The following is a 25,753-nucleotide window of genomic DNA, read 5'->3' as shown; positions in this document are numbered from 1 at the left end:
GTGATAACGGCTGACAACAACCATCTCACGACGGACCGCATGCCGAAACCGCCGCCTCCTTCCAATCGCGGGCCCAGCCCATCCCCGGTACTGCAACGCGCCGTGGTCGCATTGCAGATGGGACAGGTCGTCGAAGCCGAGCGGCTGGCGGCGGAGGTCTTGAAGGCAAACCGGACCGATGTCGGCGCGGCCTCGATCCTGGCACGGGCGCTGATGATCCAGAACCGCAACGAGGAAGCGATCGCACCGCTCGAGCGAGCCGTACGCCGCGTCGAGGATCCCGGCCTCGAGACCCTGCTCGGCGCGGCGCTCGGCGGCGCTGGTCGCGGCAGCGAGGCGATCGATGTGCTGCGGCGAACCACCGCGCGGCGGCCGCCGTACCTGCCCGCATTCCAGGCGTTGGCAGGGCAATTGCACTCGGCCGGTCGCATCGACGAGGCGGTTGCCGTCATTGAGAGCGCGCTTGCTCTCGCGCCGGGGAGCCTCGAGTTTCAGCTGCTGCTGGCGCAGTTGCTGCCCCAACGCAATGAGCGTGGCCGGGCGCGCGAGATTCTGGAGAAGTTGCGCAATGCGGCGCCGGGACATCCCGATGTTCTGGCCGCGCTCGCGCGTGTGCTGCTGCTCGATGGCGAATATGCTGCCGCGGCGGATCTCTACCGCCAGGTGGTGGCGCAGCGCCCCGACGACCCGCTGACGCGTCTCAGCTTCTCCGCCAGTCTTCTGGAAATGGGCGACCGCGCGGCCGGCGAGGCCAATCTGCGTCTCGCGTTGCGCGGCCGGCCGCAAATGATCGGCCGCACGACCGCCGCGCTGATCATGTCATCGCACGGCCGCTTCTTCTTCCGTCGCAGCGCCTTTGCGGAATTTCTGAGCTAGGGCGTTTTCGAGCGAAGCGGACACCGGCTCGCGCTAACGCGTCAAAACTAGAATCTAGAGCGGCGGGGATAAGCCGCGGCCTCTGCGCTCAAGCACAAGCGCCTCTGGAATGCTGGATCGCCCGCATCCGGGTGAAGACACCGAACTGGCTCAGGATCGCGCCCCATAGTCGGTGTCGTCCTGGCGAAAGCCAGGACCCATTACCCAAATCTCAATTGTTGAGCGCTACCGGGCCGCGGTCCCGCTCATCACCGAAGACGGTGGCTAAGGGTCCTGGCTTTCGCCAGGACGACGGCGGTGGATGCCGAGCCTCCCATCGGGTAGTTCGCAATGACGGAGGAGGCCGCAGCGGAGCTTCGCGCGCCCGCTCTACGTCCGAAACTGCCGCCGATAGAGTCCGGACTCGCGGGCCATCCTGTTGGTCAGTTCCTGGGCGCGCGATGTTTCATCCGGCGTCATCGCGGCGGTCTGCGCGACCCAGTTTTCGCGCTTCACCGGGAAGCACTGCGCAACCGGCGTGCCCTTGGGCAACACGCCGTTGAAACTGGTGTCGTGCCAGCGTGCCGGGAAATGAACCCAGCTGTCGTGAAACAGATCGCAATCGACCATGCCGGTCAGCGTGGTGAACGGCAGGTCGAACCGGTTGACCGGATGCGTGAAGAACAGCGAGTAGCCCGGCGGTGCCTCGATGGTCCACAGATTGACGAACTTGATGACGAAGCGGTCGGGCTCGAACAGCGGCGAGCCGACTACCTGGCTTTCGTCGTGGAAGCCGACCGGCGAGCGCGGGAATTCGAGCGCGCCGCCGGCGGGAAGGTCGTTGTCCCAGGTGATCGCGCCATTCTCGACCTTGAGATCGCAGATCAGCGGCAACAGGAAACCCGATGTCATCGCATCGACGAATGGCGGGCAGCGCTTGACGGTATCCTCTTCGCGATTGCTCATCGTATTGAAGGCCTGCGTCGGCATCGCCTTGAGCCATCCGGGAAGCCCCAACGACGCAGGCATCGGCGGCGGAATCTTGCCCTCGAGCTCCGCGGGGCAGCGGAATTTGATGGTGATCGCTTCGTTATTGTTGGACACGGCTTTGGTCCTTGATTCGTTCAGTGTCGGCGGCGCCCTTGCGCCAGTCGATGCTCGTCTAGCACGCGACGACGGGGCGGAGAAAGCAGCCGCATCGGTCGCGAAGCGAGCCGCGATATCGAGCTATAAGTTGTTGTTATCATGACGGATAAGGCAAAGTCCTTAATCTCACGGTTCGGCGCGCGCCAATGCCGGTTTTCCGCGTCTTGCCGCTCACCGGTGTGCAAGACTCTGCCGATAGGCATTGGCTTTCGACGCCCGCCGGGCGCATCATGGCGTCGCTGACGACACGATCTGCGTGAGGTAACGGAGGTACCATGGCCGAATCGAAGGTTGAGACCGCCAACGCTGCAGCTGCCGCGTCCCCCTCCGGCGAGAGCGGCAGCGGCCCCAGCCAGCTCGCGGTCGCGACCGTCCGCACCGTGCCGATCGAGCAGGCGCAGTCCCGCACCGAGCACGATCTGCTCGGCGAGGACGACGTCCCGGCCAATGCGCTGTGGGGCATTCACACCAAGCGCGCGGTGATGAACTTTCCGATCACCGGCGTGCCGGTCGGGCACTTCCCGGAATTCGTCCGCGCGCTGGCGCTGGTGAAGCAGGCTGCCGCGCGCGCCAACAAGCGGCTCGGCTATCTCGCACCGGAGAAGGCGGATGCGATCGAAGCGGCCTGCACCCAGATTGCGACCGACAAGGTCTATGCCGAATCCTTCGTCGTCGACGCGATCCAGGGCGGCGCCGGCACGTCGACCAACATGAACGCCAATGAGGTGATCGCCAACGTCGCGCTGCGGCTGATGGGGCGCAAGCCGGGTGACTATCACGCGCTGCATCCGAACGACGACGTCAACATGGCGCAGTCGACCAACGACGCCTATCCGACCGCGCTGCGGCTCGCGGTGATTTTCGCCACCCAGCCGCTGGTGCGCGCGCTGGACGATCTCGCCTACTCGCTCAAAGGCAAGGCGGTGGAGTTCGCCGACGTGTTGAAGATGGGGCGCACCCAGCTTCAGGATGCGGTGCCGATGACGCTCGGCCAGGAATTCGATGCCTTCCACGTGACCGTGAAGGAGGATGTCGCGCGCCTGAACGAGATTTCCGCGCTGTTCCGCGAGGTCAATCTCGGCGCCACCGCGATCGGCACCGGCATCAATGCCGATCCGCGCTATGCGGCGCTCGCGGTCGAGGAATTGTCGCGGCTGTCCGGCCAGCCGATGGTGCTCGCCTCCAACCTGATCGAGGCGACGTCCGATCTCGGCGCCTTCGTGCTGTTCTCCGGCGTGCTCAAGCGCGTCGCGGTCAAGCTCTCAAAGATCTGCAACGACCTGCGGCTGTTGTCGTCCGGACCGCGCACCGGCATCGGCGAAATCCGCCTGCCCGCCGTGCAGGCCGGCTCGTCGATCATGCCCGGCAAGGTCAATCCTGTCATTCCCGAAGTGGTCAACCAGGTGGCTTTCCTGGTGATCGGGCACGACCTCACGGTCACGATGTGCGCCGAAGGCGGCCAGTTGCAACTCAACGCGTTCGAGCCGACCATCGGCTATTGCGTCTTGAGTTCGCTGCGCATGCTGACGGCGGCGGTCGATACGCTGACCAAGCGCTGTGTCGACGGCATCGAGGCCGATCGCGAGCGTTGCCGCAGCCTGGTGCAGGGCTCGATCGGCCTGATCACGGCGCTGGCGCCGTCGCTCGGCTACGAAGCCTCATCGCGCGTGGCGCGCCGTGCGCTCAAGGAGAACCGCTCGGTCGCCGACATCGTGCTGGAGGAAAAACTGCTGACCGAAGCGCAGCTCAACCAGCTCCTCGAGCTCGAGGCCATGACCCGCCCGGCGCGCCGGCAGCCGGTGCCGAGGAGTTGAAGGACAGCCGCTGCATAGGCAGTCGGCTCCCTCTCCCGCTTGCGGCTAGGGCAATCGCATATGACCTTCAGCGGCTACGGAGGTAACTCGGCCTCGTGGTTCGAGACGCGCCGCAAGCGGCGCTCCTCACCATGAGTGCCGCAAAACAAGACCCGTCATCCTGAGGAGCCGCGCAGCGGCGTCTCGAAGGATGGCCGCGAGGACGCTGCCCGACAGATTTTTCTATATGCGATTCCCCCGCAAGCGGGAGAGGGGGCGCAGTCCCTTCGGGGGCCTACAGCGTCTTGATGAACTCGATCAGGGCGCGGCGTTCATCTTCCTTCAGCTCCGGCCCGATCACGCCGGTGCGCTTCTCGTTGGAGAATTCGTGTCCGGAATTGCCGTTGCCGCGCTTGGTGGTGTCGAGCAGGAAGGCGTTCCTGATCTTGTCCTTCCAGACGTAGCCGAGATCCTTGGGATCATACTCCCGGCCGCCGAGATAGAAGGTCGCGGGACGGTCCTTCACCGGCGACAGCAGTGCGTAGATGGTCGGGACCGAGCCATTGTGCAGATACGGCGGGGTCGCCCAGATGCCGTTGAGCGGCCGGACCTTGTAGGCGAGCGGCGCCTGGATCTCGTTCGGCCGGTAGCCGTTGATGCGCTTGCGATCTTCCGGCGGGGTCTTGTTCTGGTCGTACCAATAGTCGACGGTCTTCTCGACGAGATCGCCGAGCGCAGGACCGAAACTGCTGTCCTTGATGTTCAGATTGGCCGGCGTCTCGACGGTGCGGTGCGCGAGGCCCTCGGCTTGCGCGCTGTCGGTACCGATATGGCTGATCGGAATCATCTCGACATCGAGCAGCGGCTGGCCGGCCTCGTTCCTGGTCCAGCGCCTCTTGTCCTTGAACAGCGCAAAGGCTTCGCTCGCGGGCAGCGCCTTGCTGTCGATCGCCGGGCCGTGACAGCCCTGGCAATGCGTCTTGTAGAGCTCGCCGCCCTTCTTCGCGAGGTCCATGTTGATTGGCGGCAGGATGTTCTCCGGCCATTTCGGCGAAGCAAGTCCGCCAAAACCCTTGTCCTCGCTGGGCGGCTCGCCGGCGATCATCCGCTCCATCTCGTGCAGCACGTCGATCCGCGCGCTCGATTTGTAAAGCCCCTTGGACTCGTCGAGCAGGTTGAGCTCGGCGCTGACGCCGAGCGCCTCGCCGGCGTTGCGTACCATCGGCTGCATGATCGAGCCGTCATATTGCACCCAGCTGAACCACGGTGCGTTCCAGATTCGCGGGAAATGCACCGGCGCCGAATGCGAGGCGTAGTTGTTCGGGTTGTTCAGGTCGATCGAGAACACCTGGTTGCCGATCCGGTTCAGCGCGTCGAGCCGCGCATAGCCTTCCTCGACGCTGTTGGCGGCGACCTTGTTCTCCAGCGAATTGATGTTGGCGTATTGCTTCAGCACGAGGTCGAGCTGGCCGCGCAGCGCCATGCGCTCGTCGAGGCTGGCATCCTTGCCGAGGATCTCGTCGGCAAAGCGCGAGAAGCGCCCCGGCCAGAAGCGCGTCAGCAGCAGCGAGACGCCGACGCTCTTCTGGAATTCGAACAGATTGGTGTTGGCCGGCCCACCGTCGATCACGATCTCGGTGCCGCGATAGCTGAAGCTGCCGGTGTGGCAGGCGGCGCAGGTCAGGCCGACGCCGGTCATATCCGCCTTGCTGTGCGGATTGCGCCACGGCGCGCCGTTGGCATCGGCCATCGGGCCGCCCTGCGAAAAGCCGATCGGCAGCGCATCGGGTTTGCCCGGAATCACCGTGTCGGGAATAAAGCCGAAGCGGCCGAGATAATTGGTCTCGCTGAGTCGCGGCGCCGCGGTGAACAGCGGCCAGACCGTCGGCTGCTCCAGCGCCATGAACCATTCATGGGGAATGCCGAAGGTCCGTGTGCCCTGGTCGGCGTGATAGAACCAGCGCAGCCGCTCCGCGCTGACATTCTGATCCAGCCACACCGTCTTTGCCGGCGGCTGGTAGTCGACGACCTTGACGCGGAAGCCGCTCGCCACCGTCTCGATATCGTCCTTGAAATAGAGCACGCCGGCGACAATCAACAGTCCGATGACGGATATCGTCTTGCGAGGCATGCCCCGTTCCCCCAATTCGCGGTATCCGCGCGTGATATGGATGAGATGTTAAAATTCGCCGAAAAACGAGTTCGCGTTAAGCGTGTGATGCGGTGTGCGCCATCCTACAGTCGCGGCGCTTGGTCTAACAACGGAAATGTTGATTGGCTGTGAGCCAGTTCACTTGTGGCGTTCCCTCCGCGGCGGCATTTGCGCGCATCGAGGCCTGCGGCTAGAAACAACGGCGCAACAATTCTTCGAGATGTCATCTTGAACACGTCAGGCGTGCAGCCGCTCACGATCACGGTCTCGGACGACAGCACGGTGTCCGCGCTGCTGCTGCGGCCGGCGAAGGCCCGTAGCGCCTATGTGTTTGCCCATGGCGCCGGCGCCGGCATGACGCATCCCTCGATGGTCGCGATTGCGGAGGGCCTGGCGGAGCGCGGCATCGCGACATTGCGCTATCAGTTTCCCTACATGGAGAAGGGCAGCAAGCGGCCCGATCCGCCCGCCGTCGCGCAGGCAACGGTGCGTGCCGCCGTGGCGGAAGCTGCGCGTCATTGCGGCGAACTGCCGCTGTTCGCCGGCGGCAAGTCGTTCGGCGGACGCATGACCTCGCAGGCACAGGCCAAGGCGCCGCTCGCCGGCGTGCGCGGGCTGCTGTTTCTCGGCTTTCCGCTGCATCCCGCCGGCAAGCCGTCGAGCGAGCGGGCCAGGCATCTCGCCGAGGTCAAGGTCCCGATGCTGTTCCTGCAGGGCACCCGCGACGCGCTGGCCGAGCTCGACCTGCTCGAGCCCGTGGTGAAGGGGTTGGGTCATCGCGCGACGCTGCATCCGGTGCAGGAGGCCGACCACTCCTTCCATGTCCTCAAGCGCTCCGGCCGCAACGACCGCGAGGTGATGGCCGACGTGCTCGATGCCTTCGCGGGCTGGGTAGCGAAGTATGCATAGGTGTGCAGCCCGGATGAGCGAGGCGACATCCGGGGTCTGCATGCCGCGGGCGAGATCGGTCCCGGATATCGCGGAGCCTGTCATCGGGCGCGCGTTCGCGCGACCCGTTGGCTCATCCGGGCTACGCTTGGCCGCGAAAGGGATGTTATTCTCCACCCATGACAAAGATCCTGATCGTCAATCCCAACACCACCGTGTCGATGACCGCAACCATCGCGACCGCCGCGCGGGCGGTGGCCGCACCGGGCACCGAGATCGTCGCCGTCACGTCTGCGATGGGACCGGCCTCGATCGAAGGCTTCTATGACGAGGCCTTCGCCGTTCCCGGGCTGATCGAGGCGTTGCTGAAGACGCCCGATGCCGACGCCGGCATCATCGCCTGCTTCGACGATACCGGGCTCGATGCCGCGCGGTCGGCGGCCCGCTATCCGGTGGTCGGCATCTGCGAGGCGGCGCTGGTCACCGCCGGGCAGATCGCCAAGCGCATCGGCATCGTCACCACGCTGCCGCGCTCGATCGTCCCGCTGGAGGAACTGGTCCGCCGCTACGGCTTTGCCGACCGCGCGGTGGTTACTGCCTGCGACGTCGCGGTGCTCGATCTCGAGAAGCCGGGCTCGGGCGCGAGGCCGAAGCTGGAGGCCGAGATCGCCCGCGCGCTGGACAAGGGCGCGGACGCCATCGTGCTCGGCTGCGCCGGCATGGCTGATCTTGCCCATGAGCTGTCGGTGAAATTCGGCGTGCCCGTGGTCGACGGCGTGGCCGCCGCGGTGAAGCAGGCGGAAGCGCTTGCCGGCCTCAAGCTGACGACGTCGCGCCGCGGTGCCTATGCCTCACCTGGGGCGAAGAGATACACGGGTTTGCTCGAAGGATTCGCGCCGGCTCCAGAAGACTAAGCTTCGTCATTGCGAGCGAAGCGAAGCAATCCATGGCGCCGCATGCCGAGAATGGATTGCTTCGTCGCTGTCGCTCCTCGCAATGACGGATGAAGTTTTTATGACGCCACCCCGCCATAGATCCGGTCGCGCAGGCGGCGCATGCCGGACAGCCAGCGCTCGCGATTGGTGGCCTTGCGCTGCATGTATTCCTGCACCTGCGGATGCGACAGAATCAGGAAACGTTCTTCCGCCATCGCCTCGATCACCATGCGCGCAACCTCGCCCGGCTGCAGCACGCCGTCGACGCGCGCGGCACTCGGACCCGGCGTCGTCATGCCCGTCTGCACCGATTGCGGACAGAGCACGGAGACGCGGATGCCGCGATCGCCATACTGGATGGCGAGATGCTCGGCGAGCGCGACCGCGGCATTCTTGGTCACGCCGTAAGGCATCGAGTTCAGCGAGGCCAATAGCCCCGCGGCGGATGCGGTGTTGATGAGATAGCCGGAGCCGCGCGCGAGCATGCCGGGCACCAGCGCGCGCGCCGCGTACACGTGGCTCATCACATGCACGCGCCAACTCACGTCCCAGTCGGCATCGGACGCGGTCTCTTGTCCCTTGCGCGAGAGCCCGGCATTGGAGAAGAACACATCGACCGGACCATATTTGTCCTCGGCGGCGGCGATCAACACCTTGATGTCCTCCTCGAGCCCGACATCGGCGGTAACGGCAAGACCGTCGATATCGCCGGCGACGCTCGCGAGCCGATCGCGCGAGGTCTTGAGATCGGCGACCACGACGCCGCGAGCACCGGCGTCCGCATAGGCCCGCGCCACCGACTCGCCGATCCCGCTCGCGCCGCCGGTGACGACGCAGACCTTGTCCTTGACTTGCATGGTTCGATGTCCCTGCTTGTTATCGTGGTGGGTCGGATTGTCAGCCCTGATACAGGCCCTTGTCACGCGCCTTCTGGATCGCGAGCGCGGCCATCAGGTCGAGCATCGGGGTCGAAATGGCGGCCGCGCGGGCGAATGCCGCCGGTGCGCGCACCAGCGCGTCGATCTCCATGGCGCGCCCGAGTTCGTAGTCCTGCAGGATCGACGGCTTGTGGTCCGGCGCCGGCCCTGAGCGGGTGACACGCTTGACCTCGGGAATATAGTGTGTCGCCACCGCATTGGCCTCGTCGAGCAGGCGCGGGATCACGTCCTGCATGTCAGGATCGTCGCGGACGCCGCGCGCAGTCAGCCCGGTCAACAGGCAGAGCACCGACATCGACATGTTGGTCAACAGCTTCGACCAGATCGTCTCGCGGATCTGCTTGACCTCGGGCGATTCGATCGCGGCGTCGTTGAGCGCCGCGCGCAGGCGGGCGATGCGCTCGCTCTGCCGATCGTCGCATTCACCGATCAAGAGGCGGTTGCGGTCCGGCGACAGGTTCGCGACGACACCCGGCGCGACCACCTCGTTGGAGGAAAAGATCACGCCGCCAATGATCCGCTGCTTCGGGACGGCGCTGCGCAAATGCCCGCCGGGATCGAGGAAGCCGAGATCGGGGATCGCGGGATGCTGTGGCGGCAGGCCGAGATCGTACCACCAGGGAATGCCGTTCTGCGCGAACACGATTGATGTGTCGCGCTGAAGCAGCGGCGGGAGCCCGGCTGCGAGCGCGCCGATGCCGGTCGCCTTCAGTGTGCTGATGACGATGTCTTGCGGTCCCAAATCGGCAGGATCGGCTGAGGCCTTCACCTTCGCGGTGATGCTGGTGTCGCCGACCTTCAGCGTCAGTCCGTTGGTCCTGACCGCGTCGAGATGTGGCCCGCGCATCACGCAGGCCACATCATGGCCGGCACGTGCGAGCCGGATCGCGAAGTGGCTGCCGACGGCGCCCGCGCCGAAAATGCAAATACGCATGAGTGGAACAATTCTCCGCAACGTGCCCGGTCAGTTTCCACAAGCGCGGGGCATCGCGCAACCCGTCATGCGCGTGGCGCGGTCGCGCGCGCTCGAAAGTGATGGATCAAGGCATCCGCTCTCGCCATAGTGCAAGGCCAGTACAAGATAACAGCAATGCCGAACGAGGGAGCAACGTCATGTCGGCCAGCCCAGTCCTGTGGAGCCTCGATGCGCGGGGTGTCGCGACCGTCACGCTGAATCGTCCCGAGGTCAACAATGCCTATGACGGCGCGCTGATTGCAGGCGTGCTGGCCGCGATCGACGATCTCTCGACCAGGCCGGTGCGCGTCGTCGTACTGAAGGGCAACGGCAAGCATTTCCAGGCCGGCGCCGACCTGAAATGGATCAACGGCGTGCGGCCGAAATCGTTCGAGGAGAACGAGGCGGCGTCGCGCGCCACCTTCGAGGCGGTGCAGCGTCTCAACACGCTGCCGGTCCCGACCGTCGCGCTGGTGCAGGGCGGCTGCTTCGGCGGCGGCACCGGCGTGATCTCGGCCTGCGATATCGTGATCGCGGCCGACAATGCGCTGTTCTCGATCACCGAGGTGCGCTGGGGCCTGACCGCGGCGATCATCATCCCGCAGCTCTGCGACGCGATCGGCGTCCGCCAGGTGCGCCGCTATGCGCTGACCGGCGAACGGTTCGGCGCCGAGGATGCCCGCCGCATCGGCCTCGTCCATGAGGTGGTGCCACTGGCCGATCTCGACAGCGCCGGCGCCAAGGTCGTCGAGCAGCTGCTCGGCAATGCCCCGGATGCGATGGCCGAGACCAAGAAGCTCGCGATGGAAAGCTCGTTCGGCGGCATGGCGGTGGACGACGAGGCCTACAAGCGCCTCGTCCAGCTGCATTCAGCCAAGCGGCAGACCGCGGAAGCTGCCGAAGGGCTTGCATCGTTCGCCGAGAAGCGCGCGGGCCGGTGGGGCGGCGGCGCGTAAGCTCAGCAGCCGCGGCAGATGCCGCGCATGCTGCGATAGACCTCTTCGTCGTCGCGGCGCATCTGCTGCAGCTGATCGAACGTCTTCGATTCGCTCGACCGCGTCACCGGCGGCTCGGGCTTGCGCTTCGCCGCAAGTTCCTGCTCTTGCCGATGGTAGCAGGCCTCGCGCTCCGCCTTGGCCTCAATGAAGCGGCAGGTCTCGATCGCGGCCGCGGGCCCAGCGACGATGATGAGACCAAACGACATTGAGATCGGGAGTTTCAAGCGGGCGATCCTTTCGCGTCCTTGTCTCGGGTCGGCATGCCAACGGCAAGGCCGGCGTCGCATCACAGCGGCTGCGACAGCGATTTTTTCAATGTCCTTAGCAGCGCCTGCACCGCGGCGGCATCGATGAGGCGCTCGGGAACGGCGGCCTTGACCCACAATTCCGGAATAGGAAAGTCGGTGAGTACCGGCTGCAACGCGCCGTCGCGCAGCGCGTCCGCGACCAGATAATGCGAGAGCAGCGCAATGCCGTTGCCGGCGATCGCGCTTTGCGTCAGCACGCGGCCTTCGTTCGAAGAGAGAATCGGGCGGACCTGGACATTGATGCGGCCGCGCGGTCCCTCGAACGGCCATTCCGGTCCGGTCGGCAGGAAGCTGAGGCAGCGATGATCGACCAGGTCGCGCGGATGCTTCGGCGTGCCGTGCTTCTTCAGATAGGCCGGCGAGGCGCATACGAGACGCGGCAGCCGGCACAAGGGCTCGTCAACCACGCCGCCAAAGGAATGCGGGAAGGCGCCGATCGCGATATCAAAACCTTCGGTCACCGGATCGACCGGACGATCGATCATCACGATCTCGAGCTTCACGCTTGTGTTCTGCTTCTGGAAGATCGTGAAGGCATCGGCGAGCCGCGCCACCGTCAGCCGAAGTCGGCGCCTTGACGCGCAGATGATCGGAGAGGTCGCGCTGCTTCTCGCCCATCCGCGACAAGAGATCGCCGACATCGGCAACCACGCCGCGGGCGCGATGCACATATTGCTGCCCGGCCTCGGTCAGCCGCAACTGGCGGGTCGAGCGGTAGAACAGCGCGGTGCCGATCCGCTCCTCGAGCTGGGTGACGCGTTTGGCGACGACGGATGTCGCGACGTTGAGCTTGCGCGCCGCGGCGGAAAAGCCGCCGGCATCGGCGGTGGCAAGGAAGGCTTCGAGATTGACCAGCGTATCCATCTGCCTTGCTCGCCTTTCTCGATTCGCGAAAGCTGATTACATAATTTGGTAGATTGTACTGCAATCTGCATCAATTCATAGTTGGCCCAATCAACTTTGTTCAGGGCGGAAATGATGCGAGCGAGCACGATCGAAGAACCTGCGCGGCAGGTCCCGGTCTATGGCGAATATGACGTGGTGGTGCTTGGCGGCGGACCGGCCGGCATCGCGGCAGCGGTCGGCGCGGCTCGTGCCGGACGGCGGACGCTCCTGATCGAGCGTTACGGATTTCTCGGCGGCATGGGCACCGCGGCCGGCGTGACCAACTTCTGCGGACTGCACGCCAACATCTTCGGCGAGATGCACCGCGTGGTGCAGGGCATCGCCTCCGACCTCCTGGCGCGGATTGACCGGCTCGGCGGGCTGAACGCGCCACATCTGATCCTCGGCAAGATCCTTGCGCAGGCCTACGACACCGCGGCCTACAAGATCGCGGCCGACGATCTGCTCGCACATCACAAGGTCGACATTCTGTTCCACGCGCTCGGCGCCGGCGTCGTCATGGATGGTTCGCATATCCGTGCGCTGATGGTGGAAACCAAGGCCGGCCGTCAGGCCGTGCGCGCCAGCATCTTCATCGATTGCTCCGGCGACGGCGATCTCGCGGTGTGGGCCGGTGCGCCCCATGAAGTCGGCGATAATGCCGGCGGCATGCTCTACCCTTCGATGATGTTCCGCCTCAACGGCATCGATCCAGCGAAGGCCGGCGATGCCTGGTGCACCATCCCGGCGCTGATGGCTGAGGCCGAGGCCGCCGGCACCCACACATTCCCGCGCAAGTCGGCGATCGTGCGGCCGCAGAAATCGCAGATCGAATGGCGGGTGAATTTCACCCAGGTGACGCGCAGCGACGGCGGCGCCATTTCCGGTATCGATCCTGACGACATGACGCGCGGCGAGATCGAGGGGCGCCGCCAGGCGGTCGAAGCGTTCAAGTTCCTGCGCACGGTGCCTGGCTTCGAGAATTCCTACATCGTCGATCTGCCGCCGCAGCTCGGCATCCGCGAGACGCGGCGTGTGATCGGCGGATATATGCTGTCAGGCGAGGACGTGCTGGGCTGCGCCTCGTTCGAGGATTCGATCGGCGTCAATGGTTGGCCGAAGGAATCCCATGTGCCGGGTGATGTGATCTTCGAGTTTCCGCCGATCCCGGAGAGCCGCGGCTATAACGAGTTGCCGTACCGCATGCTGGTACCGGAGGGCGTCGACAATCTCCTGGTCGCCGGCCGCTGCGCCTCGATGACCCATGAGGGGCAATCGGCGGCGCGCGTCTCCGGTGCCTGCTTTGTGATGGGCGAGGCGGCGGGAACCGCAGCCGCACTCGCGCTGTCGGGCAATACGATTCCGCGCGACATTTCCGTCGAAAAGTTGCAACAACAGCTCGGCACACAGGGCGCGTTCATCGGCCGCGATCAGGCCGTGCCCGAGGGATTGTAAGCGGAGGACGGCAATGAAGCGTTGGGCGCGGCTCGCACTCGCGGGTCTCCTGGTGTGGGCCGCGAGCGGTCTCGCGCGGGCCGATGATCTCCTGAAGGCGAAGATCGGCGTCTTGCGCCTGTCGTCCTCGGCGCCGGTGTTCATTGCGCAGGACAAGGGCTATTTCCGCGACGCCGGCCTCGACGTCGAGCTCAAGTTCTTCGACGCGGCGCAGCCGATCGCAGTCGCGACCGCGTCGGGCGATGTCGATTTCGGCATCACCGCCGTCACCGCGGGGCTCTATAATCTCGCCGGCAAGGGCACGCTGAAGGTGATCGGCGGCATGAGCCGCGAGAAGGCCGGCTATCCCCTGATCGGCTACTTCGCCAGCAACAACGCCTATGCCGCCGGCCTCAAGACGCCGAAGGATCTGGCGGGCAAGCGCGTCGCGGTGACCCAGGTCGGCTCCAGCTTCCATTATTCGCTCGGCCTGCTCGCCGACAAATACGGCTTCAAGCTGTCCGAGGTGAAGGTGGTGCCGCTGCAGTCGCTGTCGAACGCAGCCGCGGCGCTGAAGGGCGAAACCGTCGACGCCGCGCTGCTGCCGGTCTCGACCGCGCGGACGCTGATGGATTCCAACGGCGCGAAATTGCTCGGCTGGGTCGGCGACGAGACGCCGTGGCAGTTAGGCGCCATCTTCGCGTCGCCGAAGGCGCTGACCAACGCACCGCTGGTGACCAGGCTGCTCACCGCGCTCACCCGTGCCGACCACGAATATCACGATGTGATCCTGACTGCGATCAAGGACGGCGTGGCGCCGATCAACGACAAGACCAGGCCGCTGCTCGAGATCATTGCCAAATACACCAACCTGCCGGTCGCGCAGGTGGTCGGCAATTGCGCCTATATCGATCCCGACGGCAAGCTCGACGTGAAGAACCTCGACAACCAGATCAAATGGCTGCAGGGGCAGGGTTTCGTGGACAAGGGTTTCGATGCCAATGCGATCATCGCCAAGGATTACGTGAAGGCGGATTGATGTGGGACCGCAGACACCACTCTATCCCCGTCATCCTGAGGAGCCGCGAAGCGGCGTCTCGAAGGATCGACGGCCCCGATAGTGGCCGGCCGTCCATCCTTCGAAACGCGCGCAAGTGCGCGCTCCTCAGGATGACGGGTCAAAGAGTGAGCCGGTAGATGGACCTGATCGCCGACCATATCAGCCATCGCTTCGGCGCGCTCGACGTGCTCGACGATGTCTCCTTCACGGTGCGCGCCGGCGAGATTGTCGCGATCGTCGGTCCGTCAGGCTGCGGCAAGAGCACGCTGCTGTCGATCCTTGGCGGCCTGCTGCGGCCAGCTACAGGCGCTGCCGAGCTGCGCGGCGCGGCGCCGGCTGATAGCCTCAATCCGCTGACCTTCGTATTCCAGGATTTTGCGCTGCTGCCGTGGAATACGGTCGAGGAGAACGTCGCGTTTCCGCTGCTGCACACCGCCTTGAGTGCCGGCGAACGCCGCGCCGTGATCGACGATGCGCTGCGCCGCACCGGGCTGTCGGATTTCCGCAGCGCCTATCCGAAGCAACTGTCCGGCGGCATGCGCCAGCGCGTCGGCATTGCGCGGGCACTCGCGGTTCGCCCCGCGATCCTGCTGATGGACGAGCCGCTGTCGGCGCTGGATTCGCAGACCCGCGAGCTCCTGATGGAGGATTTCGTGCGCCTGCTCGCCGACGGCGCGATGGGCGCGGTCTATGTCACGCATAATCTCGAGGAAGCGGTGCGGCTCGCCGACCGCGTCGTGGTGCTGTCGCGGCGCCCTGGCCGGATCCGGGAAATCGTGACCATCCCGATGACGCGCGCCGAGCGCGGCACGACGGATGCGCGCGGGCCGATGGCCGCGCTACAGGGTGAGCTGTGGTCGTTGATCCGGAAGGAGGCGATCGATGCCGAGCGCGAGGTCCAGCATGCTTGACCGCGCGCCGCAGGAAGCGAAAGACCAGTCGGCGGAGGCGACGCGCCCGGTCGCGTTTCGCGGCGCCGGCTTCACGTCTGGCGGCAGCCGCCATGCCGGCTGGATCGCGCTCGCGCTCGTGATCGCGGTCTGGCAACTCGCCGGCAGCGCAGGCTGGGTCAATCCGCTGTTCCTGCCGGCGCCGTCGGCGATCGCGGTCGCGATCTATAAGCTCGCGATGTCGGGTGCGCTGTGGCAGCACTTGTCGTGGTCGATCATGCGGATCGGTACCGGCTGGATCATCGGCACGGCCGCCGGCGTCGTGGTCGGCTTCGCGATCGGGCTGTCGACGATGGCGCGCGGCGTCGGCATCACTTTCATCTCGGCGCTGTTTCCGATTCCGAAGATCGCGTTGCTGCCGTTGCTCATTCTGTGGCTCGGGATCGGCGAGGAGCCGAAGATCGCGACCATTGCGCTTGGCGTGTTCTTCTCGACCGCGATCTCGGTCTATAGCGGCGTCGATGCCGTGCCACGCAACCTGATCCGGATGGCGCAGAGCTTCAACGTGCCGTTCCACGCTATCGTGCGCCGCGTGATCTGGCCGGGCGCGCTGCCCTCGATCCTCGCCGGCTTCCGCATCACCGCATCGGTGGCGCTGCTGCTCGTGGTCAGCGCCGAGATGATCGGCGCGCAATACGGCATCGGCGCCTTCGTGCTGCAGGCGGGCAATTTGATGCAGACCGATCAGCTGCTCGCCGGCGTCGTGATCCTGTCGCTGTTCGGGCTTGCGGTGGGGAAGCTGATCAATTTGCTCGAGACGCGGTTGCTGCACTGGCGGTAAGGGCGCGCTGCCGCCACACACAAAGTGTCGTCCCGGCGAAGGCCGGGACCCATAACCACAGGGCGTGGTTGTTAGAAAAAGGCTGGGGCTCCAACGCGTTCAACCAATCAAGATTGGTGGTTATGGGTCCCGGCTTTCGCCGGGACGACGTGAGGTGGGCGCTGCGTGCCTCGCGCAGACGATCGTTACGCGTTGCCCCTGTCCTCGCGGAACAGGTCGAGCTTCTGCTGCACCGGGCGGTCGGAGAACGAGAACAGCACGGAGTCGGCATCGGCCTCGTGGGTGACCCAGTGCCAGCTCGGCACCACGAACAAATCGCGCGGTCCCCATTCGAAGGTCTGGTCGCCGATCCTTGTGCGGCCCTTGCCCTCGATCGCGGCGAACACGGTCGCATCGGTTGCGCGATAGCGCGCGGACTTGAAACCCTTCGGCAGCAGCTGGATGAAGGTGCCGATGGTCGGCATCGCAAAATCGCCGGTCTCGGGGTTGGAGAACTTCAGCTTCAGGCCGTGGCAGGCGTCCCATTCGTCGCTGGCCTTGGCCTTCTCGAGCGCCTCGCGGGTGTATTCATAGGGATAGTTGAAGATCGGCGAGGTTTTCGAGGTTCGCTTCTGGTCGATCGGCAGCAGATTGTGGCCGTAGCGCGCGAAGCTGGCGCCGGCCGGCTTGGAGATCGACTGCTGATCTTCCTTGGCGCCTTCGGCAAACGAGCAGTCGAAGAACTGCACCATCGGGATGTCGAGCCCGTCGAGCCAGAACATCGGCTCATTGGTTTCGTTGGAATGATCGTGCCAGGTCATCGACGGCGTGATGACGAAGTCGCCCGGCGACATCGCGGTGCGCTCGCCGTCGACGGCGGTGAACGCGCCCTTGCCCTCGAGCACGAAGCGCAGCGCCGATTGGGCATGGCGATGGGCGGGGGCGATGTCGCCCGGCACCACCATCTGCACGCCGGCGAACAGCGAGGTCGTGATCTTGGACTGGCCGCGCAGGCCGGGATTTTCCAGCACCAGCACGCGGCGCTCGGCTTCCTTGGCCGTGATCAGCTTGCCGGCCTCATTCATGTAGTCGCGGATCTGGTCGAACTTCCACAAGTGAGGACGGCAGGCGCTTTTCGGCTCCGGCGTGATCAGATCGTTCATCACGTTCCACAGCGCCGAGAGGTTCTGGCCGTCGATCTTCTTGTAGAATGCCTCGCGCTCCGGGGTCTTCTGCACGGCTTCCATGGCAAGCCTCCCATCATTCTTGTCGGTGCAATTTAATTGACAGTATACTGACAATATGGCTAGCGTCAATGAAGCAAGCCATGGCGTTTTCGAGCGAAGTGGATACCGGTTCGCGCAAGGAAAACGCGTCAAACCAGAATAATGCAAGGGAGGTTCCGATGAAGCTGCATGGCTATTTCCGGAGCAGCGCGTCCTACCGGGTCCGGATCGCCCTCAACCTGAAGGGGCTCACCTCAGAGCATCTGCCGCATCATCTGCGCAAGGGCGAGCAGTGCGCGCCGGCCTATCTCGCGATCAATCCGCAGGGGCTGGTGCCGACCCTGGAAAGCGATGCCGGCGCGATCCTCACCCAGTCGCTCGCGATCATCGAATGGCTCGACGAGACCAATCCCAACCCGCCGCTCTTGCCGAAAGATCCGCTGCGGCGCGCAAAGGTGCGGGCGTTTGCGCAGGCGATCGCCTGTGACACGCATCCGGTGCAGAATTTGAAGGTGCTGGCGCGGCTGCGTCAGCTCGGCCTGCCCGAGGAGCAGGTGACGGAATGGGCGGCCTGGGCCAATCGCGAGGGACTGTCGGCCTGCGAGACCCTGATCGCGGCGGAGTCCGGCCCGTTCTGCTTTGGCGATGCGCCGACACTGGCCGATCTCTGCCTGGTGCCGCAGCTCGCCAATGCGCGGCGCTTCGGCGTCGACGTTTCGGCCTATCCGCGCCTGCTCAAGGCCGAGGCCGCGGCAAAGCAAATCAAGGCGTTTGCCGACGCCGCTCCGGACAAGCAGCCCGATGCCGAATAACAAACCAGCGCCTGTCACCATGGACGCGGTCTATACCGCGCCCGGCTACCTGTTCCGGCGGATGCAGCAGATCGCGGTCGCGCTGTTCATCGAGGAGTGCAGGGCGTTCGACCTGACGCCGGTGCAATACGCCGCGCTGGTCACGATCTCGACCCATCCCGGTATCGACGCCACGAGGCTCTCGGCGGTGATCGCGTTCGACCGTTCCACGCTCGGCAACGTGATCGAACGGCTGCAGGCCAAGGAGTTCATCGTGCGCAAGCCGGCGCCCGAGGACAAGCGCGTCAAGCTGCTCTATCTTACCAAGGCCGGCGCGGCTGTGTTGAGCGACATCATGCCCTCGGTCGACAAGGCGCAGGCGCGGATGCTGCAGCCGCTGAAGCCGGCCGACCGCAAGACGCTGCTGGCGCTGTTGACCCAGCTCGTCGACCTCAACAACGAGGCGTCGCGGGTGCCGCTGCGCGCCGAGGACGCGCTCGAACATCTCGGGAGGTCGGGCTGATGGCGGAGACGAGACCTGTCCTGATCGCGGGTGGCGGCATTGGCGGCCTTGCCGTGGCGCTGGGCCTCGCGCAAAAAGGCATCCGCTCGATCCTGCTGGAGAAGGCCGCCGCGCTCGGCGAGATCGGCGCCGGCATCCAACTCGGCCCGAACGCGTTCCACGCCTTCGACTATCTCGGTGTCGGCGAGGCCGCGCGCAACATGGCCGTCTATATCGATCAGCTCCGGCTGATGGATGCGCTGACCGCCGACGAGATCACCCATATCGATCTCGGCGACGCCTTTCGCGCGCGGTTTGGCAATCCCTATGCCGTGGTACATCGCGGCGATCTGCATGGCGTATTCCTGCGCGCGTGCCAGAATCACGAGCTGATTGAACTGCGCGTGTCCAGCGAGGTGGCAGGCTACGAGCAGGATGGTTCGTCGGTGACGGCAAAGCTCGCCGATGGCGAGCGGATCACCGGCCGGCTTCTGATCGGCGCCGATGGCTTGTGGTCGAACATCCGCAAGCAGGTGACGTCGGACGGCCCGCCGCGCGTCTCCGGCCACACCACCTATCGCTCGGTGATCCCGACCGAGCAGATGCCGGAGGATTTGCGCTGGAATGCGGCGACGCTGTGGGCCGGCCCGAAATGCCACATCGTGCATTATCCGCTGTCGGGCTGGAAGGTGTTCAACCTCGTCGTCACCTATCACAACAATGCGCCGGAGCCGGTTGCAGGCAAGCCGGTGTCCGAGGCCGAGGTGATGAAGGGTTTTACCCACGTCCATGAGCGGGCGCAGAACATCATCCGCCACGGCACCAACTGGAAGCTCTGGGTGTTGTGCGACCGCGATCCGAACGAGCAGTGGATCGACGGCCGCGTGGTGCTGCTCGGCGACGCCGCGCATCCGATGCTGCAATATTTCGCGCAGGGCGCCTGCCAGGCGATGGAGGACGCGGTCTGCCTGTCGCACATGCTGGCCAGTCACGATGACCAGACAGCGGCGCTGGAGGCCTACAGCGCGCAACGCTTCCCGCGCACCGCGCGCGTGCAACTGATGTCACGCGCGATCGGCGAACACGTCTACCATCCCGCAGGCGAGCACGCCCGCATCCGCAACGCGATCATGAGCGCGAAGTCGCAGGTCGAGTGGTGCGATGACATCGCCTGGCTGTATGGCGGGACGGGGCTGGGCAGCTAATTACTCGTCGTCCCGGACAAGCGAAGCGCGATTCGGAACCCATAACCACCGAAGGCTGTTGTGATGGCAGGCTGGGGCCCCAGCCTTTGCGCCGCAAATATTTGTGGTTATGGGTCCCGGCCTTCGCCGGGACGACATCGAATGTGTGGCGGGATGGCGGGGCAGCTAATGCTCGTCGTCCCGGACAAGCGAAGCGCGATCCGGGACCCATAACCACCGAAGGCTGTTGTGATGGCAGGCTGGGGCCCCAGCCTTTGCGCCACAAGCATTTGTGGTTATGGGTCCCTGCTTTCGCCGGGACGACATTGAATTTGCGGTGGCCGCGTCCATCAACCAACGCCCTACATCCGCATCACCGCCTGCCGGTCGATCTTGCCGGTGCCGGTCTTCGGCAGCTCGTCGATGAATTTGACCTCGCGCGGATATTTGTACGGCAACAGCCTTGTCTTGACGTAGTCCTGCAGCCGCCGCGTCGCTTCGGCTGTGTCGAAGCCGGCCTTGTTCATGACAACCACGGCGCGCAGCGTCATGCGCCGGTCCGGCAATTCGGCGGCGTAGACGGCGCATTCGCGGACGTCGGGGTGATCGGCGAGGCAGAGCTCGACCTCCAGCGGATAGACCCACTGGCCGGAGATCTTGATCAGATCGTCGGCGCGGCCGCGGAAGAAGTGGAAGCCGTCGCTGTCGCGCATGAAGCGGTCGCCGGTGTAGATCCAGCCGTCCTCGCGCACGGTCTCGGCGGTCTTGTCCGGCCGGTTCCAGTACAGCGGGGTCGCGGAATCGCCGCGCACCCACAGGATGCCTTCCTCATTGTCGCCGACCTCGCGGTCATCGCTGTCGCGCAGCATGATCTCGTAGCCGGGCACGCGCAGGCCGGCGGCGCCGAGCTTCTTTCGCTCCGCGCGGTTGCTGAGATAGACGTGCAGCACTTCGGTCGAGCCGAGGCCTTCGATGATCTCGAGCCCTGTGAGCCGCTTCCAGCCGTTGAACACATCGGCCGACAGCACTTCGGCGGCCGAGACCGCCATCCGCAGCGAGGAGAAATCGGCGGTGTCGGCACCTTCAGCCTTGGTCAGGGAGATGTAGAGCGTCGGCAGGCCGAAGAACACGGTCGGGCGATATTGCCCGATCGCCGCGAAGATCGCGGCCGGTTTCGGCTGGCCCGGCAGCAGCAGCGTCGCGGCGCCGACGGAAAATGGAAACGTGATCGAGTTGCCGAAACCGTAGGCGAAGAAGATCTTCGGCACCGAGAAGCAGATGTCGCCGGGCGAAAGCTTCAGCACATTGCGGGCAAAGGCGCGCTCGCTATAGGCCATGTCGTGCTGCAGATGCACGATGCCCTTGGGACGGCCGGTCGAGCCCGACGAATACATCCAGAATGCCATCTCGTTGCGGTGCGTGTCGGCCGCGTCGAGCTCGGTCGGAAACGCTTGCAGCCAATCAGCGGCCTCGCGCGTTTCGGCAGCCGCGTGATCACCGGCGGCGCCGTTGACCACCACCAGCGTACGCAGCGGCGTGTCCTTGCAGGCTTCCGCGTTGAAGCGCGCACAGAATTCCGCATCGGTGACGGCGACCTGCGCGCCGGCGTCGGACAGGTAGAATTGCAGCAGCTCGGGCGTCGTCAGCGTGTTGATCAAGAGTGGCACGAAGCCGGCACGCACCGCGCCGAAGAATGCCGCGGGATAGGCCGGGGTGTCGTCGAGAAACAGCAGGATGCGGTCGCCGCGCTGCAGTCCAAGCGACCGGAAGGCGTGGCCCCAGCGTGCGGCCTCAGCGCAGAGCTCGCGATAGGTCCGCGTGCCGGCCGGGCCGGTCAGCGCCAGGCGCTCGGCATTCCCGTTGCCGAGATTGTCGAACAGGATGCAGCTCGCATTGTAGCGCTCGGGGATCGTAAAGCCGATCTCGCGCGCACCGGGATTGTCCAGCGGAACCTGGTCGGCGATCCCGGTCATGATTGTCCCTTTGCGGCTGCGTAGCGGGCCATGAAGGCGGGCGACATCGCGCGCAGCCGCGCGTCGTCGATCCGGCCGGAACGGGTGATGTAGCTGTAGGCGAAATCCATCAGGTCGAGCGTCATGTGCGCGGGGAAGTGCTCGTACCAGTCGGCGCTGGTCCGCGCCGCGGTGACGAGCTTCTTCACGATTGGCTTGCGCTCGCTCTCGTAGCGGGCAAGCGCGGCGCCAATGCCACTCTCGGTCTCCAGCGCCTTGGTCAGCGCAATCGCATCCTCGATCGCGAGCCGCGTGCCCGAGCCGATCGAGAAATGCGCCGAATGCAGCGCATCGCCGATCAGCACCATGTTGCCGTGCGACCAGCGCTCGTTCCAGATCCACGGGAAATTGCGCCACACCGATTTGTTCGAGATCAGCCGGTGGCCGTCCAGCGCCGCGGCGAATATATCTTCGCAGATCGCCTGCGACTCTTCGATGCTCTTGTCGGCGAAGCCGTAGGCCGCCCAGGTCGCCGCGTCGCATTCGACCAGGAAGGTGCTCATGTCCTTCGCATAGCGATAGTGATGGGCGTTGAAGCTGCCGCGCTCGGTCGCCACGAAGGTCTGCGACAGCGTCGCGAAGGTCTTGGTGGTGCCGTACCAGGCGAATTTGTTGGTGGAATGCGAGACCGAGGCGCCGAAGGCGGACTCATAGCCGCGGCGAACCATCGAGTTCAGCCCGTCGGCGGCAACGATCAGGTCGTAACCCCTGAGCTGGTCGACCGATTGCACCACGGCGTCGAAGCGCGGCGTGACGCCCGTGCTGCGGACCCGCTCCTGCAGGATCGTCAGCAGCGCCAGCCGGCCGATCGAGGAGAACCCGACGCCGTCGATCTCGACGCTCTCGCCGCGCAGATTGAGGGTGATGTTCTTCCAGCTCTCCATAAGCGGGGCGATGGCGTCGACCGTCTCAGGGTCGTCGGCGCGCAGGAAGTCCAGCGCCTGTTCGGAGAACACCACGCCGAAGCCCCAGGTGGCGCCGGCCGCGTTCTGCTCGAACAGGTCGATCTCGGCGCCGGGATGACGCTTCTTCCACAGATAGGCGAAATAGAGCCCGCCGGGCCCTCCGCCGATCACGGCGATCCGCAACGTCTGCCTCCCAGATTGACAGTATACTTACAATTTGGGTCCAGACTAATCGCCCTCCGGCGGGAACGCCAGAGGGAAAATGCGTGCGGCGACTAGCCGCGTGGCGCCGAAGGGTTCAGTAGCAGCGGCGGGCCTTGACCCCGTCGACCCATACCCAGCGGCAGCCGGCGGCGACGGGTTTGCGGGCGACGACCGCGCCGTTGGGGCCGGTGCAGCCGGCGCGATAGACGCCGCGCGCGCAAACGACCGCATTGGCGTCGGAGGACTCAAAGGTCATCGTCGCGGCAAAGGACAGCAGGGCCGCGGCGATCAGCAATATTGAACGCATGAAAATTCCCTCTCCCGGGTGAGGCATGGTTGGCCTGCAGGTGGCAACAAGGTGCTGCGGTTCCGTGCCCGGAAAATCGCCGGGCACCTGTCGTCTCACCGCCTGCGCGGCTATTTCTTTTCCGCTTCCGCCAGCACCTTCTTGCAGGCGGGCGCCAGCTTGTCGCTCTGCTTGGCGAGACAGGCGATGATGCGGCCGCCGCCGGGCGTCACGCTTTTGCAGAACTTCTCGTAGTCGCCCATGCAGGCGTCGCGTTGCGCGGTGGTCAGTTCCTGCGCGTAGACAGCGGTTGCGCCGCAAAGCAGCGCGGCGGTCAGGACGATACGCAGCATTGTTTGCTCCCTTCTCCGGTCTCTAGCGTGACAACAGGATTACCGCGCTGCGAACGGCGCCAACACATCGCGGCACGCCGGCGACAGCGAGCCGGCATTGGTCGCAAGGCACTGCACGATCCGCCCGCCGCCCGGCTGGACGCCGCCACAGATCGAGCGGACGTCGGCGCCGCAGGCCGAGCGCAGCACGAACAGCTCTTCGCGCGGTCGCAGCGGCCGCAACGCGATCACGGCCGGCGCCGCGGCTGGTGCTGTCGTCGCTGCAGCGCCGGCGGCCGGCGCGGCGGCGCCGCCACCAGCGGCGGCGACGGCCTTCTCGCAGGCCGGCGAAAGCTTGCCCTTGTTCTTTTCGAGACACTGCAGCGCCGCCGCGCCGCCGGTCGGCACGCCCGCGCAAACCTTGGGATAATCGGAGCGGCATGCGCTGCGGATCGCGGAGATCTGCGTGTTGGACGGCGTCCCGGCCGCCTTCGGTGCGGCGGCTTCGGTGGCGGGCTTGGCCGCTGCCGCGGGAGCAGCTTCGGTCTTGGCCGCCGCGGGCGCGGAGTCTGCCTTCGGTGTGGCGGCCGGCGCTTCGACGGCCTTCACCGCGCTGGCGCAGCCCGGTCCGAGGCTTGCCATGTTCTTCTGCAGACATTGCAGCGAGGCTTCGCCGCCCGGCGGTACGCTTGAGCAATGGGCGATGTAGTCGTTGCGGCATTGCGACTTGATGGCGTCGCGCTGCGCCTGGGTCGGCGCCTGCGACAAGGCCGGTGCGGTGCTCATGGATGCTGCAAGCGCAAGACATGCGGACAGCTTCGTTGCTCGTGTCAACGCATTGATCATCTGAATTAATCCTCTGGTCGCGCCGGATGTCTCCGGCTCAACTGAACTGAGTTCTGAAAAAGTCTTGTTGTAGCAACCTCGGCGAGCGGCATCATTTTCGCTTTCGAGTTCCGCTGCAAGCGGATTGTTGCTATGGATGAAGCAGGCGGATTTTTTGCCCGTCACGAGATCTTTAAATTTAGTCATTTGAATCGAGGCTCGGACATGAGGCATGCGCGCGCGTCGGCACATTTCGGTCGGAGCAGTTTTGTGCGGCTGCGAAATGCACCGCTTGCGCGCATCGCGTTCGTCGTATCGGCCTTCGTCAGTTTAAGTGCCTGCGAGCAAAACAGTTTTGTTGCGCCGCCGCCGCCCAAGGTCGAGGTTGCGCCTCCGGTGCAGCGCGCCGTCACGCGTTATCTGGACGCCACCGGAAACACCGCGCCGATCCAGACCGTCGATCTGGTCGCGCGCGTGCAGGGCTTCCTGCAGGCGATCAACTATCAGGACGGCTCCTTCGTGAAGGCGGGGACCACGCTGTTCACGATCGAGCCGGAGACCTACAAGCTGAAGCTGGAACAGGCGCAGGCCGCAGAGGTCGGCGCGCAGGCGACACTGAAGCAGGCCGAACTCGACTTCAAGCGGCAGACCGATCTGGTGCAGCGGCAGGCGGTCTCGCAGGCGACCCTTGATACCTCTACCTCCACCCGGGACAACGCCCAGGCCAGCCTGCAGCAGGCCCAGGTCAACACCAGGATCGCGGCGGTCAACTACGGCTACACCAACGTGGCCGCGCCGTTCGACGGCATCGTCAGCAATCACCTGGTCTCGGTCGGCGAACTGGTCGGCGCGGCGTCGCCGACGCAGCTTGCCACCATCGTGCAGCTCGATCCGATCTATGTGAACTTCAACGTCAACGAACAGGACGTGCAGCGCGTGCGGGATGAAGCGCGCCGTCGTGGCCTGACGGTCAACGAACTCAGGCAGTTGCCGGTCGAGGTCGGCCTGCAGACCGAGACCGGCTTTCCGCACAAGGGCAAGCTTGATTACATCTCGCCGACCCTCAACCAGTCGACCGGCACGCTCGCGGTCCGCGGCGTGTTCCCAAATCCGGACCGGACTTTGCTGCCCGGCTTCTATGTCCGCGTTCGCGTGCCGTTCGAAAAGCAAGACAAGGCGCTGCTGGTGCCCGACGTCGCGATCGGCAGCGACCAGGCCGGCCGCTACGTGCTGGTCGTCAATGCCGAGAATGTGGTCGAGCAGCGCAAGGTGACGACCGGCCCGCTCGATGAGGGGCTGCGCGTCATCGAGAGCGGCCTGAAGCTGGATGACCGCATCGTGACTGCCGGATTGCTGCGCGCGATCCCCGGGCAGAAGGTCGATCCGCAGGTGCAGAAGGCCGACGCGGCGCCGACAGCCGCCAAATAGG

At 65.3% G+C, this 25,753-nt stretch carries 24 protein-coding genes and 1 pseudogene; 13 read left to right on the top strand and 12 right to left on the bottom strand.

The features are described from left to right. Positions 1 to 39 precede the first annotated feature (39 nt). The gene (locus tag J2R80_RS04165) at positions 40 to 876 is read left to right on the top strand and encodes a lipopolysaccharide assembly protein LapB (protein ID WP_225646862.1); all 837 of its coding nucleotides are present in this window, start codon (positions 40 to 42) and stop codon (positions 874 to 876) included. A 369-nt stretch (positions 877 to 1,245) separates the two neighbouring features. Here the strand turns inward: J2R80_RS04165 and J2R80_RS04160 are convergent, their stop codons facing one another. After that, positions 1,246 to 1,959, bottom strand: coding sequence for a hypothetical protein (locus J2R80_RS04160; protein ID WP_028336241.1), 714 nt, complete (start codon positions 1,957 to 1,959; stop codon positions 1,246 to 1,248). 317 nt (positions 1,960 to 2,276) lie between these two features. On the opposite strand from J2R80_RS04160, the gene J2R80_RS04155 reads away from it, so the two are divergent. Then, entirely contained in the window at positions 2,277 to 3,815 is a 1,539-nt protein-coding gene (locus J2R80_RS04155) for an aspartate ammonia-lyase (RefSeq protein WP_082654006.1), read from the top strand. Positions 3,816 to 4,089: 274 nt separating this feature from the next. On the opposite strand, the gene J2R80_RS04150 is transcribed toward J2R80_RS04155, so the two are convergent. After that, positions 4,090 to 5,925, bottom strand: coding sequence for a cytochrome c (locus tag J2R80_RS04150; RefSeq protein ID WP_253638034.1), 1,836 nt, complete (start codon positions 5,923 to 5,925; stop codon positions 4,090 to 4,092). A gap of 249 nt (positions 5,926 to 6,174) precedes the next feature. On the opposite strand from J2R80_RS04150, the gene J2R80_RS04145 reads away from it, so the two are divergent. Together J2R80_RS04145 and J2R80_RS04140 are read left to right on the top strand one after the other, a co-directional pair. Further along, entirely contained in the window at positions 6,175 to 6,855 is a 681-nt protein-coding gene (locus J2R80_RS04145) for an alpha/beta family hydrolase (protein ID WP_253638033.1), read from the top strand. A gap of 158 nt (positions 6,856 to 7,013) precedes the next feature. Then, positions 7,014 to 7,748, top strand: coding sequence for an aspartate/glutamate racemase family protein (locus tag J2R80_RS04140; RefSeq protein WP_253638032.1), 735 nt, complete (start codon positions 7,014 to 7,016; stop codon positions 7,746 to 7,748). Positions 7,749 to 7,846: 98 nt separating this feature from the next. On the opposite strand, the gene J2R80_RS04135 is transcribed toward J2R80_RS04140, so the two are convergent. Together J2R80_RS04135 and J2R80_RS04130 are read right to left on the bottom strand one after the other, a co-directional pair. Then, positions 7,847 to 8,626 carry an SDR family oxidoreductase gene (locus tag J2R80_RS04135; protein WP_168859383.1) on the bottom strand — a complete coding sequence of 260 codons (780 nt, stop codon included), beginning with the start codon at positions 8,624 to 8,626 and terminating at the stop codon, positions 7,847 to 7,849. Positions 8,627 to 8,666: 40 nt separating this feature from the next. Beyond that, positions 8,667 to 9,641 carry a ketopantoate reductase family protein gene (locus J2R80_RS04130; protein WP_253588214.1) on the bottom strand — a complete coding sequence of 325 codons (975 nt, stop codon included), beginning with the start codon at positions 9,639 to 9,641 and terminating at the stop codon, positions 8,667 to 8,669. Positions 9,642 to 9,820: 179 nt separating this feature from the next. Here J2R80_RS04130 and J2R80_RS04125 point away from each other — a divergent pair, with 179 nt between their 5' ends. Then, positions 9,821 to 10,618 (top strand): enoyl-CoA hydratase-related protein, encoded by a 798-nt coding sequence (locus tag J2R80_RS04125; RefSeq protein ID WP_253638031.1) that lies wholly within the window; start codon positions 9,821 to 9,823, stop codon positions 10,616 to 10,618. A gap of 2 nt (positions 10,619 to 10,620) precedes the next feature. On the opposite strand, the gene J2R80_RS04120 is transcribed toward J2R80_RS04125, so the two are convergent. Further along, positions 10,621 to 10,884 (bottom strand): type VI secretion protein, encoded by a 264-nt coding sequence (locus tag J2R80_RS04120; protein WP_253638030.1) that lies wholly within the window; start codon positions 10,882 to 10,884, stop codon positions 10,621 to 10,623. 62 nt (positions 10,885 to 10,946) lie between these two features. Continuing rightward, positions 10,947 to 11,832: pseudogene (locus tag J2R80_RS04115) on the bottom strand (LysR family transcriptional regulator). 114 nt (positions 11,833 to 11,946) lie between these two features. Between J2R80_RS04115 and J2R80_RS04105 the strand changes: the two are divergent. The 4 genes from J2R80_RS04105 to J2R80_RS04090 all read left to right on the top strand — a co-directional run bounded on the left by J2R80_RS04105 (position 11,947) and on the right by J2R80_RS04090 (position 16,078). After that, positions 11,947 to 13,308, top strand: a complete 1,362-nt coding sequence (locus tag J2R80_RS04105) for an FAD-dependent oxidoreductase (RefSeq protein WP_253638027.1) — start codon at positions 11,947 to 11,949, stop codon at positions 13,306 to 13,308. Positions 13,309 to 13,321: 13 nt separating this feature from the next. Beyond that, entirely contained in the window at positions 13,322 to 14,326 is a 1,005-nt protein-coding gene (locus tag J2R80_RS04100; protein WP_253638026.1) for an ABC transporter substrate-binding protein, read from the top strand. 158 nt (positions 14,327 to 14,484) lie between these two features. Continuing rightward, entirely contained in the window at positions 14,485 to 15,258 is a 774-nt protein-coding gene (locus J2R80_RS04095; RefSeq protein WP_253638025.1) for an ABC transporter ATP-binding protein, read from the top strand. Next, complete coding sequence (locus J2R80_RS04090; RefSeq protein ID WP_253638024.1) at positions 15,251 to 16,078, top strand: ABC transporter permease; 828 nt, start codon at positions 15,251 to 15,253, stop codon at positions 16,076 to 16,078. Before J2R80_RS04095 ends, J2R80_RS04090 begins: the two co-directional genes overlap by 8 nt. Before the next feature lie 185 nt (positions 16,079 to 16,263). Here the strand turns inward: J2R80_RS04090 and gtdA are convergent, their stop codons facing one another. Further along, positions 16,264 to 17,304 carry a gentisate 1,2-dioxygenase gene (gene gtdA, locus J2R80_RS04085; protein WP_253638023.1) on the bottom strand — a complete coding sequence of 347 codons (1,041 nt, stop codon included), beginning with the start codon at positions 17,302 to 17,304 and terminating at the stop codon, positions 16,264 to 16,266. Between the two features lie 158 nt (positions 17,305 to 17,462). Here gtdA and maiA point away from each other — a divergent pair, with 158 nt between their 5' ends. The 3 genes from maiA to J2R80_RS04070 are packed head-to-tail and all read left to right on the top strand — an operon-like array spanning position 17,463 to position 19,781. Next, on the top strand, positions 17,463 to 18,095 hold the full coding sequence (maiA, locus tag J2R80_RS04080) for a maleylacetoacetate isomerase (protein ID WP_076832895.1): 633 nt from the start codon (positions 17,463 to 17,465) through the stop codon (positions 18,093 to 18,095). Then, positions 18,085 to 18,597: a MarR family winged helix-turn-helix transcriptional regulator gene (locus tag J2R80_RS04075; protein ID WP_057020139.1), complete on the top strand. Its 513-nt coding sequence runs from the start codon at positions 18,085 to 18,087 to the stop codon at positions 18,595 to 18,597. Before maiA ends, J2R80_RS04075 begins: the two co-directional genes overlap by 11 nt. Continuing rightward, the gene (locus J2R80_RS04070) at positions 18,597 to 19,781 is read left to right on the top strand and encodes a 3-hydroxybenzoate 6-monooxygenase (protein WP_253638022.1); all 1,185 of its coding nucleotides are present in this window, start codon (positions 18,597 to 18,599) and stop codon (positions 19,779 to 19,781) included. Before J2R80_RS04075 ends, J2R80_RS04070 begins: the two co-directional genes overlap by 1 nt. A 341-nt stretch (positions 19,782 to 20,122) precedes the next feature. On the opposite strand, the gene J2R80_RS04065 is transcribed toward J2R80_RS04070, so the two are convergent. From J2R80_RS04065 to J2R80_RS04045, 5 genes are all read right to left on the bottom strand, one after another. After that, positions 20,123 to 21,733, bottom strand: a complete 1,611-nt coding sequence (locus tag J2R80_RS04065; protein ID WP_253638021.1) for a benzoate-CoA ligase family protein — start codon at positions 21,731 to 21,733, stop codon at positions 20,123 to 20,125. Further along, positions 21,730 to 22,860 carry an FAD-dependent monooxygenase gene (locus J2R80_RS04060; RefSeq protein ID WP_253638020.1) on the bottom strand — a complete coding sequence of 377 codons (1,131 nt, stop codon included), beginning with the start codon at positions 22,858 to 22,860 and terminating at the stop codon, positions 21,730 to 21,732. Before J2R80_RS04060 ends, J2R80_RS04065 begins: the two co-directional genes overlap by 4 nt. 115 nt (positions 22,861 to 22,975) lie before the next feature. Continuing rightward, a complete protein-coding gene (locus J2R80_RS04055; protein WP_253638019.1) occupies positions 22,976 to 23,188 on the bottom strand; it encodes a hypothetical protein in 213 nt (70 codons plus the stop codon). A gap of 110 nt (positions 23,189 to 23,298) precedes the next feature. Further along, positions 23,299 to 23,520, bottom strand: coding sequence for a cysteine rich repeat-containing protein (locus J2R80_RS04050; RefSeq protein ID WP_028336261.1), 222 nt, complete (start codon positions 23,518 to 23,520; stop codon positions 23,299 to 23,301). Between the two features lie 39 nt (positions 23,521 to 23,559). Further along, positions 23,560 to 24,345 (bottom strand): cysteine rich repeat-containing protein, encoded by a 786-nt coding sequence (locus J2R80_RS04045; protein WP_375162551.1) that lies wholly within the window; start codon positions 24,343 to 24,345, stop codon positions 23,560 to 23,562. A gap of 249 nt (positions 24,346 to 24,594) precedes the next feature. Here J2R80_RS04045 and J2R80_RS04040 point away from each other — a divergent pair, with 249 nt between their 5' ends. After that, on the top strand, positions 24,595 to 25,752 hold the full coding sequence (locus J2R80_RS04040; protein WP_253638017.1) for an efflux RND transporter periplasmic adaptor subunit: 1,158 nt from the start codon (positions 24,595 to 24,597) through the stop codon (positions 25,750 to 25,752). Position 25,753: the final 1 nt, after the last annotated feature.

Origin of the sequence: Bradyrhizobium sp. USDA 4541, assembly GCF_024171085.1 — a bacterium.
In the GTDB taxonomy this organism is placed as follows: Bacteria; Pseudomonadota; Alphaproteobacteria; order Rhizobiales; family Xanthobacteraceae; genus Bradyrhizobium; species Bradyrhizobium australafricanum.
This window is presented reverse-complemented; position numbering and strand designations above follow the sequence as displayed.